This window comes from Shewanella violacea DSS12, from assembly GCF_000091325.1.
Taxonomy (GTDB): Bacteria; Pseudomonadota; Gammaproteobacteria; order Enterobacterales; family Shewanellaceae; genus Shewanella; species Shewanella violacea.
This window is the reverse complement of record NC_014012.1, coordinates 3,961,040-3,972,756: the sequence shown is the minus strand read 5'-3', so window position 1 is coordinate 3,972,756 and position 11,717 is coordinate 3,961,040. Positions and strand designations below refer to the sequence as shown.

At 44.6% G+C, this 11,717-nt stretch carries 10 protein-coding genes; 7 read left to right on the top strand and 3 right to left on the bottom strand.

The features are described 5' to 3' along the window. Positions 1 to 135: 135 nt before the first annotated feature. A complete protein-coding gene (locus tag SVI_RS16570; RefSeq protein WP_041420042.1) occupies positions 136 to 1,173 on the top strand; it encodes a phospholipase A in 1,038 nt (345 codons plus the stop codon). A 721-nt stretch (positions 1,174 to 1,894) separates the two neighbouring features. Continuing rightward, entirely contained in the window at positions 1,895 to 2,398 is a 504-nt protein-coding gene (locus SVI_RS16565) for a VF530 family protein (RefSeq protein WP_041420041.1), read from the top strand. Positions 2,399 to 2,440: 42 nt separating this feature from the next. On the opposite strand, the gene SVI_RS20810 is transcribed toward SVI_RS16565, so the two are convergent. Beyond that, on the bottom strand, positions 2,441 to 2,821 hold the full coding sequence (locus SVI_RS20810) for a hypothetical protein (protein ID WP_013052772.1): 381 nt from the start codon (positions 2,819 to 2,821) through the stop codon (positions 2,441 to 2,443). A gap of 250 nt (positions 2,822 to 3,071) precedes the next feature. Here SVI_RS20810 and SVI_RS16555 point away from each other — a divergent pair, with 250 nt between their 5' ends. Further along, on the top strand, positions 3,072 to 3,758 hold the full coding sequence (locus SVI_RS16555; protein WP_041420040.1) for an energy-coupling factor ABC transporter permease: 687 nt from the start codon (positions 3,072 to 3,074) through the stop codon (positions 3,756 to 3,758). Positions 3,759 to 4,469: 711 nt separating this feature from the next. On the opposite strand, the gene SVI_RS16550 is transcribed toward SVI_RS16555, so the two are convergent. Then, a complete protein-coding gene (locus tag SVI_RS16550; protein ID WP_231847741.1) occupies positions 4,470 to 4,940 on the bottom strand; it encodes an acyloxyacyl hydrolase in 471 nt (156 codons plus the stop codon). Between the two features lie 288 nt (positions 4,941 to 5,228). Further along, complete coding sequence (locus SVI_RS16545) at positions 5,229 to 5,888, bottom strand: glutathione S-transferase family protein (RefSeq protein ID WP_013052766.1); 660 nt, start codon at positions 5,886 to 5,888, stop codon at positions 5,229 to 5,231. A 511-nt stretch (positions 5,889 to 6,399) separates the two neighbouring features. On the opposite strand from SVI_RS16545, the gene SVI_RS16540 reads away from it, so the two are divergent. Genes SVI_RS16540 through SVI_RS16525 form a run of 4 tightly spaced genes read left to right on the top strand, consistent with a single transcriptional unit; the run spans position 6,400 to position 11,389 of the window. Next, positions 6,400 to 8,016 carry an HD family phosphohydrolase gene (locus SVI_RS16540; protein ID WP_041420039.1) on the top strand — a complete coding sequence of 539 codons (1,617 nt, stop codon included), beginning with the start codon at positions 6,400 to 6,402 and terminating at the stop codon, positions 8,014 to 8,016. A gap of 15 nt (positions 8,017 to 8,031) precedes the next feature. Next, entirely contained in the window at positions 8,032 to 9,894 is a 1,863-nt protein-coding gene (locus SVI_RS16535; protein ID WP_013052763.1) for an adenylate/guanylate cyclase domain-containing protein, read from the top strand. 5 nt (positions 9,895 to 9,899) lie between these two features. Beyond that, entirely contained in the window at positions 9,900 to 10,523 is a 624-nt protein-coding gene (locus SVI_RS16530; protein ID WP_197532048.1) for a hypothetical protein, read from the top strand. Further along, on the top strand, positions 10,520 to 11,389 hold the full coding sequence (locus SVI_RS16525) for a M48 family metalloprotease (protein ID WP_013052761.1): 870 nt from the start codon (positions 10,520 to 10,522) through the stop codon (positions 11,387 to 11,389). The genes SVI_RS16530 and SVI_RS16525 overlap by 4 nt, the downstream gene beginning before the upstream one ends. Positions 11,390 to 11,717 lie beyond the last annotated feature (328 nt).

Sequence of the window (11,717 nt, the reverse complement as noted above, 5' to 3'; positions counted from 1 at the left end):
CTTAACTTAGTATGCACACTACATATATAGCGTTTTCACTCTCTTTTAACGCCTTATATCTAAGGTAGGGAAGGCGGTTTTTAAGCTGTTTTTCGGTGGGAAGTGCATTAATTCTGTGCAGTCATCAACAATGATATGGAACTTATTTTGGCAGGTTTAAATTACAAGTTTTTAGGGATAGCATCTTTATTACTCGGTAGCATAAGTCAGGTTCAAGCCGCTTCAATGAACGACTGTATTGCTCATCAGGTTGAAATTGGCACCGATGAGTTGACGCTCGGTGAGATAAGGGGGATTTGTAAGGCCGAAGCCTCTATAGCGCGTGATGATACTATTACTTTATTTGGCAAAGAAATCAAAGCCGGACCACTCACTAGGCGGATTGTTCAAGAGAGGCAGAGTGAGCAGTCTGATTTTGTGCTCACGCCCCATAAAATGAATTATATCTTACCGGTTTACAGCACTAATGAGATTAATCCAGATGCATATCTTAGCGAGCAAGCCTTCAATGATGGCCTAAAGAATGTTGAGGCAAAATTTCAATTGAGCCTTAAATTTCCTCTCACCTACAATTCTTTATTCGTAGAAGGCGATAGGATCTACGGCGCATTTACCATTGAGGCTTGGTGGCAGGTTTATGCCGACGATATTTCCAGTCCATTTAGAGAAACTAATTACAAACCTGAGCTGTTTTATGTGATGCCGTTAGATTGGCACCCCTATGAGAGCAATACTGGCTTTATGTTTGGTGTAGAGCACCAATCGAATGGTCGCTCTGGGCCAGTATCTCGTTCATGGAATCGTGTTTTCGCTGAATTGATTTTTGAGAAAGAGGAGTGGGTATGGTACGTCAGACCTTGGTATCGTTTACCTGAGGATACTAAAACTGACCCGCTAGATCCCGGTGGCGATGACAACCCGGATATTGCTGATTACATGGGGCATGCCGAATATGGCATGGGTTACGATTTCGGTGATTATGAGTTGAGTGTAAAAGTACGTCAGAACTTTTCAACCAGTAATGGTGCGGTGCAGGTTAACCTCACAACTCCATTGTATGGCAAGCTGAAAGGCTATGTGACCTTCTTCAACGGTTATGGTGATAGCCTGATCGATTATAATCACAGCCAAACTCGTTTTGGTTTAGGTATTGCGCTCAATAATATGTTTTAAATCGCACCCAGAATCCAGAGTATTAACAAGATAAATAACCAACTTGATGTTATCGATAACTTAGCAGAGCTATCGAGATCATGCCTTTGTCATCATAGCGCTAGCGAGTTTACCGTCCCCAGAGTATGGATTGGTCTGCTTAACAAGGAGTTGATTCTTTTAGTGCCTTGGCTTTTTATCAATTGAGACTACTGGGCCTTGATTTTTAAAGGAGGGATTGCGCTTTCAGAGCGCTTGTTATTCGATTTTTTATGTCATTCATATCTGAACTAGCGCTCTATTATCTAAGAGTTTTAGCTTGTTTGGGGGAAACGTATGTAAGGAGGCTGAGTAAAAGTTAGCCCGCTAAATAGCTGGCTGCTAAGTTATGCAGATAACATCAAGGTAGCAAATATTTGCCTGCATTGACCTAGTAACCTGTGTTGGCTGTACTTAAGGTATGTATGCTACAGGTAATAAACGAACTATGATCTGTTTTAGTACTCTATTATTGGCAGGCTTTTATCTGGTGATCAATTAGTCGCTCAAGCCTGCAGTGTAAACAATGTCCTTAATGGCAAGAAAGTCATGACAAGAAAGTCATTTAGTTATACCTGTCTGGCTGAGTTTCTTGTTATTATTAAGCCATTGAATGGCTCTTGATATGAATATCTATCTCTTAGAGTGAGATGTAGAGTGAGTGGTTAGAGCTTAGAGACCCAAATTGCAAGTTGGATACCCCATGATTGAACAGCAACAGAACAACCCATTACATGGCTTAAGCTTAGACACTATGCTCACCGAGTTAGTGGCGTTTTACGATTGGAAGATTTTATACGCTGCCCTGCGTTTAGAGTGTTTCAATATTAATCCGACTATGGCGTCATGCCTTAAGTTTTTTAAGAAGACTGAGTGGGCAAGAGAGCGGGTAGAGGGCTTCTATCTTTATCGTTTCAAACGTATGCCTAAGGGAAGTTCGGCGCAATTTGAACTCAAACCCAGAGAGCGTGGTTTTGGCGATGGTATCGTGCCGCGTAAGCCAGAAGAATTGACCCTTGAGCTTGTTGCCGAGATGCGAGCCAAGGCGACGGCAGATTATGAGGCGATGAAACGTAACGAGGGCCAAGGGCGTCCTCGCTATGGCAAGGATAAGCCTAGGGCGCAAGATGGTTACGCGCAAAATAAGCGTACTAATACCAATAAGCCCGCACCTTCTCAAGATCCTACTAATCCTTGGGGTAAGTAACCTAAGATTAGTCGTGATTGAAATGATGACTCATAAGAGTCATCATTTGTTCCGATTGGGTTTAGCTTCTATCACAATAACCTGCTGAACCTGCTGAACCTGCTGAACCTGCTGAACCTGCTGAACCTGCTGAACCTGCTGAACCTGCTGAACCTGCTGAACCTGCTGAACCTGCTGAACCTGCTGAACCTGCTGAACCTGCTGAACCTGCTGAACCTGCTGAACCTGCTGAACCTGCTGAACCTGCTGAACCTGCTGAACCTGCTGAACCTGCTGAACCTGCTGAACCTGCTGAACCTGCTGAACCTGCTGAACCTGCTGAACCTGCTGAACCTGCTGAACCTGCTGAACTTGCTCCTCTTGCTCATTGAGCTTGGGATCGCCGAAATAGATCATCAAAAAAACCACTACAAATGTTTCCATTGGTTACTCACATCTGCTCAATAAAAATATCCAGTTTAATGATACCAAAGCTAGCTGAATAGCAGCGGAATAGGGTATCTAGCTTGCAATCATTGACTCAATATTTATGGGAATAAAAACCCACATAGCATATATTTATATTGGCTAGCAGTGAGTTAACTCTATTCCAGCAGATGCATTGAGTCATGCTATGTCGCAAGATAATTAGGGAATTAGGGACTTAGGGACTTAGGGACTTAGGGGCGTGTCTATGACGGATTTTTTGATTCAAGTCATTAGCGAGATTGACTGGAGCTATAGCCTAGGGCAATTACTGTCCATAGTAGGCTTACTGTTTTGGCTTTGGTTCATTTGGCCAAGAGATGAATTTACCGCCCTGATAAGTGATAAACAGCAGCAAAACCAAATCTTGTTAGTCGCTATAGCCCTTAATAGTTTATGGCTTATCAATGCCAGCCTAGTCCAAGGTATACATGTGCACTTTCTTGGGCTTGTGGTGCTGATGTTGATGTACGGCTGGCGCATGGCGACTGTGATTTCAATATTGCCTGTGTTATTTTTTTCAACCTTCATATTCAAGCTGCCGTTCGAATTTGGCATATATGGTTTGCTGGCAACGGCTTTGCCTCTGTTCTTATGTTTTGTGGTGCATAGCCAGGTATTTAAATATCTGCCCCATCACTTATTGGTTTATATCTTTTGCGGCGCATTTATCAATGGCTTCTTGTCTATGGTGTTTCATATCTTATCTTGGGCGACTTGGCTCTGGTTGAGCGCAGATTATGACTGGGCCTTTCTTAGTGATAACTACCTCTTATTGATCCCCTTGCTTGGTTTTCCTGAGGCACTGCTCAATGGCATGGCCATTACCTTGCTGGTGGTCTATCGACCCCAATGGCTCTATGACTACTCGGACAAGACCTATTTTCAAGATTAATATCGCAATGACTAAAGTATTATAAGTCATTGTTTAAGTTTCTAATATTCACTGATTATGATTATGATTGTGCCTTTCTTAGTGATAACTACCTATTATAGCTGCTCCCCTTGCTTGGTTTTCCTGAGGCACTGCTCAATGGCATGGCCATTACCTTGCTGGTGGTCTATCGACCTCAATGGCTCTATGACTACTCGGACAAGACCTATTTAAAAGATTAATATTGCAATGATTAAAATCTTATAAATCATTGTTTAAACTTATAATATTGACTAGTGATGATTGGGCCTTTCTTAGTGATAACTACCTATTATAGCTGCTCCCCTTGCTTGGTTTTCCTGAGGCACTGCTCAATGGCATGGCCATTACCTTGCTGGTGGTCTATCGACCTCAATGGCTCTATGACTACTCGGACAAGACCTATTTAAAAGATTAATATTGCAATGACTAAAATCTTATAAATCATTGTTTAAACTTATAATATTCACTAGTGATGATTGGGCCTTTCTTAGTGATAACTACCTATTATAGCTGCTCCCCTTGCTTGGTTTTCCTGAGGCACTGCTTAATGGCATGGCCATTACCTTGCTGGTGGTCTATCGACCTCAATGGCTCTATGACTACTCGGACAAGACCTATTTTAAAGACTAATGTCTCAGGCTAATATTTCAATGGTTAACATTTATAAGCCATTGCTTCGATAACTGATACTCACCAGAAGTAGCCGTAGCTAAAGCCGATGGCGTTTAGACCATCATTGGTGTTGTAGAAGTTAGCATTGGAATAATGGATAAGAGAAAAGCCAATTTGATGATGTTTGAACAAGATCCCCCCGATACCTAACTTATCTTCAAATTGCCAGTTAGAGCCCATGTCGCGGTCGGCATAGAATTGACTGTTGATGTAAGTGACACCTATGCCAGCCTCTACATAGAGGGTGAGGTGCTTGAAATTGAGCAGGTATTTGAGGGTGGGAGTAACAGAGCCGCCGTTCTTATCTGCATATAGAAAGTCTTGCCAGTGGTGGTAGGCAAATTCCAGATTAAAGTCGATATTGTACCGGGTTAAAAAATTTTCATTCATTTCAATATTGTGGATGTATGCGAGACGATAAGCCGTGCCCGAGTGTGATTCTTGCCAACCATCCCATCTGGGTGCTATTTCGCCCTGAGTATAGGTCACACCTGAGCCTGAGAAGCTGCTAGGTGATAAAAATGCTAAGAGTATAAAAACACATGATATGTGCAAAGGCTTATTCATAAATCAGTGACCTATGATGAAACGGCTCATTAAGGTTAGCTCAGATTGGGGGAATTCGAAGGGGAAGAGTTTTAAGCTTGCTAATCAGTGGCTGTGGTAGCGGATTGTTTGGGCTATTTATGCTTAACAATGAGGCCAGTTTATGGCCTCATTCATCATTTAGTTTAACTGATTGAATATCTCTCAAGTATCGCTGAACCATGGTTTAAATTAGGGCTCAACCCCAGCTTCGTCGGCGTCGACGATATCAGTTTCCTTTAAGGCGTCCGTTATCCAGCGCTGCATAGTCGGGCACTCTGCAACATGCGCCATATATCGGCGGGAGGCATCTGAGACTATGATGCCGTAGGTGCGAAAGCGCATGACTACCGGGGCGAACATCATATCGGCGATTGACCAGGTGCCGAACAACCAAGCACCAGTTTCGGCAGTGTCATATTCAAGCATCTGCTGTGACCAAATTTCATCGATACGTTTAATGTCTTTTTTCGCTGCGTCACTGAGCTGAAGACAGCGTGTGGCTCGGATATTCATCGGCAGCTCATTACGCACAGCGTTAAAGCCAGAATGCATCTCATTGGCTATGGAACGGGCCTTGGCTTTCTGCTTAGGCTCATTGGGCCAGGCCGCACCCGATAGATAGGTATCATTGAGATATTCACAGATGGCTAATGAGTCCCAGACTGTGACATCACCATCGACTAAGGTTGGTACCCTTAAAGTCGGTGAGATCCCCTCTAGTTGTTGATAGAAGCTGGGAGTATCGAGTTTTAGCATGACTTCTTCGAAATCTATACCCGATTTAGCCGCCATTAACCAAGCTCGTAGTGACCAACTAGAGTAATTCTTATTGCCGATATAGAGTTGCATGCCATTTCCTTTTGGTATGTTATCGAAGTTTTTATACTATATGAGCTTATGCTTATCTTGGCTAGTTCAGTTATCACGGCGCAGGTTTGAGGGACTCGTTACTTAGCCAGAAAGTCTAATGTAACCCTAAAGGCGCAATTGGCTATTGCTGATGAGCTGACTTTATAACTCCAAAGATGCTCATCTCAGCTGTTAGTTTTTTTGTGTGAAATTAAATATTCTATTTTGAGTGTTAGCTAAGCCTGTTTCGTCTGGATTTTTGAGCTTAGCTATTCACTTTAACTCTCCATTTTTTATTCAGTTATTTGTTCAGTTATTTGTTCAGTTCTGCTGAATGCCCTTCCTTAAAATATTGCCTAACAATAGAGTGCTTATTTCACTGGTGTCTAAGGGGGCTGGGGTTTGACTGTATCTTGCTTTAGGACTATATGAGTAAGGTGGGGAATAAAAAAGTGCCTTGATATAGGGTCTGGTTTAACGTTCGAATCGCTTATTGTATGTGGTTTTCAATATGTCTGAACTCAGTAATAAACAAATTAAAGAAAGGTTACAGCATCTTACGACTTTAAGTATCGCGCTCAACGATATCAAAAATATTAAGTTCCTGTTGGAGAGGATTTTACATACGGCGCGAACTATCACCAATGCCGACGGTGGTACGCTTTATCGTGTCAGTTCTGATAAAAAATATCTTGAGTTCGATATTCTTATCAATGCCTCTTTGGATCTGCATTTTGGTGGCAGTCGGGAGAAGTCGGATAAGATGAGGTCGATTCCCCTGGCTCTGGACAATGGTGAGCCTAATTTGGAGGCGGTTGTTGCCTACGCCGCCAACCGTAAAGAGTCAGTTAATATTGAGCATGTTTATGATACGCCAATCTTTAACTTCTCAGGGATGCGCAGGTTCGATGAAGTTTATGATTATCATTGCCAGTCTCTGTTAGCCGTGCCCATGTTGGATCATAATTCTGAATTAGTCGGCGTGCTGCAGTTGGTCAACTCTATGGATAATTCCTCCGGTGAAATTCAAGCCTTTTCAACGACAGATCAACTTTTTATTGAGGCATTATCGTCCCAGGCCGCCATAGCTATTACCAATCAGGAACTCATTTTACAGTTAGAAGACCTTCTCGAATCTCTGGTGAATTTAATCAATATAGGCATAGATGAAAAGTCCGCCAATACAGGCAGGCATTGCCAGCAAGTGCCTAAGTTAACCATGATGTTAGCCGATGCAGTTCAAAGCATGGAGGAGGGACCCTTGAAAGATTTCTCCATGTCAGCAAACGAAAGGCATGAGCTCTGGTTAGCGGGCATGCTGCACGATTGTGGCAAGATCACCACCCCAGTGCATGTCATAGAGAAAGCGACCAAGTTACAGACTATTTTCGATCGTATTGACTTGATCGATGCGCGTTTCGAAATTCTGGGCCGCGACGCCGAAATTCGTTATTTAAAGCAGCTTGCCCAAGACAGCATATCACCTCAATTGACTCAGGAGTTACACCTAGAGCTCGAGTCCCTAAGAAGCGACAGGGATTTCTTAGCCCATGCCAACATAGGTTGTGAGCGCATGAAAGATGAAGACCTAGATCGAGTCATGTCGATAGCCAGTGGAACTTGGGTCGATTATAAGGGGGTGACCCAGGCATTTCTGACAGACAATGAGGTGGAAAACTTGCAGATCCGTGGCGGCACCTTGACGGGGGATGAGCGTAAAATTATCAACAACCATATTTCGGTCACCATACGCATGTTGGAAACCTTGCCCTGGCCTGCACATCTACAAGATATTCCCGAATATGCTGGCGGGCATCATGAGCGCATGGACGGTAAAGGTTATCCCAGAGGTCTGCGCGGCGAAGATATGTCGGTACAGGCAAGAATTATGGCGATTGCCGATATATTTGAAGCCTTAACGGCCAGGGATAGGCCCTATAAGACAGGTAAAACCTTATCCGAATCCCTGTTCATTCTCGGTAAATTTAGCCTCAATGGCCATATAGATCCAGACTTGTTTCGCATCTTTGTAGGTAAAAAGGTGTATCTGCAATATGCCCATAAATATATGCATGGGGTGCAAATCGATGAGGTCGATGAATCTAAGATCCCAGGTTATTTAACCTAGTGATAAGCCAAAGAGATGACTAACAGAGGTCACTTCCTCAATGTGTTTACTGTATTTACCTTATTCTTGGTTTGTATCGAGACACTCTGGTTGCAGACCCTGCATCCATTGGAGTTCGGGCTCTCGGATTTTTTAGTAAAGATACATGCCCGCAATACAGAGCCAGATCCTGATGTTGTGATCGTCAATATCGATGATGCCAGTCTGGCTCGTATGGAAGATAAGGTTGGCAGTTGGTTCTGGCCGCGTTCAGTCCATGGTGAAATGATAGAGGGGATCAGTAAGCAAGGTCCTGAGGCCATAGTATTCGATCTCTCCTTCGTCGAGCGGGATCTTTACCGAATCGAAAGCGATACCATGTTTAATCAGGCGTTAGAGGGTAAGAAAAACATCTTCTTTGCCCTAATCAGACTCTCCTCTGAGCAAGATAAAAATGGCCCCCTATTATCCCAGGTTGCCGAGAGACTAGGTCTGATTAAAACTGAGTTAGCGCTACCTAACGCGAGAGCCGCACTCATGCCTCCTTTGGCGATAGCGACTAAGTATTGGCGTCTTGGTACGGTTAATTTTCTCAACGACAGCGATGGTGTGGGCCGCAAGTATGATGTGTATCAGAACCTTTATGGCTGGTTGATGCCTTCTCTCCCTGCAAAGGTGGTGAGTGAACTTGGTTATCATGTGCCCAAGATTGATCATATCGTCTTGTCATGGAGCGGTGCTAAGAATCCCTATCGACGATTTTCCTATGCAGATCTCTATGATGATTTTAATCGAGAAACCCCCCAGCGGGAGCCAAACGAGTTAGCCGGGAAGATAGTTATCATAGGTGCCGATGCCTCGGCGCTCCATGATATCCGGGTTACGCCTATCGATAGCCTATATTCAGGCTTGGACATTCTCGCCACCGCCATAGATAACCTCAAGAATCAGCGCTATATGACTCTCCTCCCGAGGTGGAGTTATCTGCTGCTCTCACTGGGCTCGATTGTATCTGTGTACGTCTGCTTCTTGCTTAGGCTCAATGCCATCTCTGTTGGGGTATCACTCCTGAGTGCCAGTGTGTTGTCTTTACTCATCAGCTATCTATTTTTGAGTCAGTTACTCTTACTACATTTACTCACGCCTCTGGTGTTGGTGTGGCTGTATTACTTCTCTTTGGCGCTGAGGGAATACTTGATTGAGCGTCAATCGAGGCAGAAGGCGATCAGGCTTTTTAGTCGCTTCGTTAACCCCTTGGTAGTCAAAGAGCTGGTGTCCAGTGAAGGCCTGAGCCGTGAGGGAGAGAGTCGGGAGATATCTGTGCTTTTCTCCGACATTCGCGGCTTTACCAGTCTGTCTGAGAATCGCTCCCCCCAGGAAGTGGTTAGCCTGTTGAACCGTTATTTTACCTTGCAGGTGGCAGTGGTGTTTAAACATGGAGGCTCATTGGACAAGTTCATCGGTGACTGCATCATGGCATTTTGGGGCGCCCCCTTAGATGATAAGCAGCATGCGGTTAATGCGGTTAATGCCGCTCTGGAAATGGCTGAGGTGCTGCAACTGTTTAAACAGGAGTTGGGCGAGCAAGATGCCGATTTTGATGTAGGCATTGGCATACATTCAGGCCCGGCTGTTGTCGGCCTTATTGGCTCAGATCAACGTAAGGAATATACCGCCATTGGCGATACGGTAAATTTGGCCAGTAGGATCGAAGGATTGACTAAGGGGGTTTCGAGAATCTTGGTGTCGAGCGACACCAAGAGACTTTGTGGTGAGCACTTTGACTTCGAGCCATTCGGCTTCTATAAGGTTAAGGGGCGGGCAAAAGACGTTGAGCTGTTTGCACCGACCAAGGCGGTTAAATTTTCTGATCCGGAGCGCCCTGTAAATAGGGAATGAGTCTTATGAAACGATCTTTAATGAAGCATAAACGCATATCATTCTGGCTGGTATTGCCCTTAATGGCGATGACCAGCATCACCTTGAGTCAAAAGTTGGCTAGCCAGGAGGTAGCGAGTCGGGATAAGGCCAGCCTAGTGCGGGATACTGAGCTTAAGGCTAAGCCCTATAGCGACGCGGCCACGCTTAAAATATTGGCCGAGGCGCTCTCTGTTGATGTGCTGTCTAGGCAGTCAAGTTGGTTGGAAATTCAGGCCGAAACACTCACAGGCTGGGTGAAGATGTTCAGTGTGCGTTATGAGCTGCAGTCACTGCAGACATCGGATTCCTTTGTTGGCACCAAGCAGGTATTTAACCTAGTGACCACGGGAAGCAGTAGTAGCACAGTGACCACGGCTTCACGTGGCCTCGACGAAAATAAGTTTTCCGACCCTAGCCCTAACCCCCAGGCATTTAAGGCGATGCAATCCTTCGCAGTATCGGCAAAGGATGCGCAATCTTTTGCCAGAGAGGAGAAGCTCAATGAGCAAGAGCGAGACTATGTCACTGTATCAGTGAAATCCTCTGGGCAAACTTCAGCATCTAGCTCAGAGAAGATTTCCGATAAAATCTTGGGAGGCAAGTCATGAGTACATCAAGAGGAACTGGCATATTACTTATGCTTGCGATCATTTCGAGTGCCTGCTCGACTCAGGGCTTAGTGATAAATAATATCGATATTGGTAAAAGCCTTTCCGCCATCGGCCATACCTCAGATGCATTGACTGAAGTGGATGAGGAGGCCGAAATCCTTCTAGGACAAGAGATTGCCACTAACTTGCTCGGCGTTGCTCCCCTATTGGCAGACCAAGAGGTACAGAGCTATGTCAATAAGGTCGGTCGCTGGGTGAGCATGCATTCGGAGCGACCGAATTTACCCTGGAGCTTTGCCGTAATGGACGACATGAGCATCAATGCCTTCGCCGCTCCCGGTGGCTATATAGTGATCACTAAAGGTTTGTTGCTCAGGCTCAATAATGAGGCCGAACTGGCGGGCGTGCTTGGCCATGAGATATCTCATGTCTTGCGTAGGCACCATTTGAATGTGTTGAAAAACACCAGTGGCATGAGAGCCTTGACAGATATTACCAGCGTGATATTAACGGCCAAGGAGGAAGATACCCAATCTCTTAAACTCGTTACCGCAGGCACCGAGATATATATTCGTGGCTTAGATAAGGATGATGAGTTTGAGTCCGATGCTATGGGTGTGGTGTTAGCCGCGAGAGCCGGTTATGACCCCTATGGTTTACCCGCTGCCTTGCACTCCTTGCAGATGATTAATCCAGATGATGCAGGTATAGCCATGATGTTTAAGACGCACCCATCATTGGATGAGCGACTCTCTCGACTAGACAACGTCATGATTAAAGGATTTGAGCGGTTCGACCATTCTCCGGCGGTAGAAACCAGGTTTACCCGAGCCCTTGCCGGTATTTCCGCGCCTATGGAGTAAATAAATATAAATGCAGTAAGCAGGTATAAAATCTGTAGGAAAGGCTGAGGCTCATATCAATATATGGGCCTAGCGAGTCTTTGCTAGAGTCCAATAAACAGATTGTGCGGTTTATTAAATCTTAATTCCCATAGGCTTATGGGTTTTTATTTGTAACCTTAGTCTCGCATTATTTTCACTTCCCCCTTAATCTCCTCTATTTTTGTGAATCCTTAAAACCCAATTACACCAGCCTTTAGACCTGCTCAGGTTAGACTTATGTATAGTGTTATGTTGCTTGACCTGATGTCGGAACTGGCGGACACTCGTTGGAATTTACACTACAAAG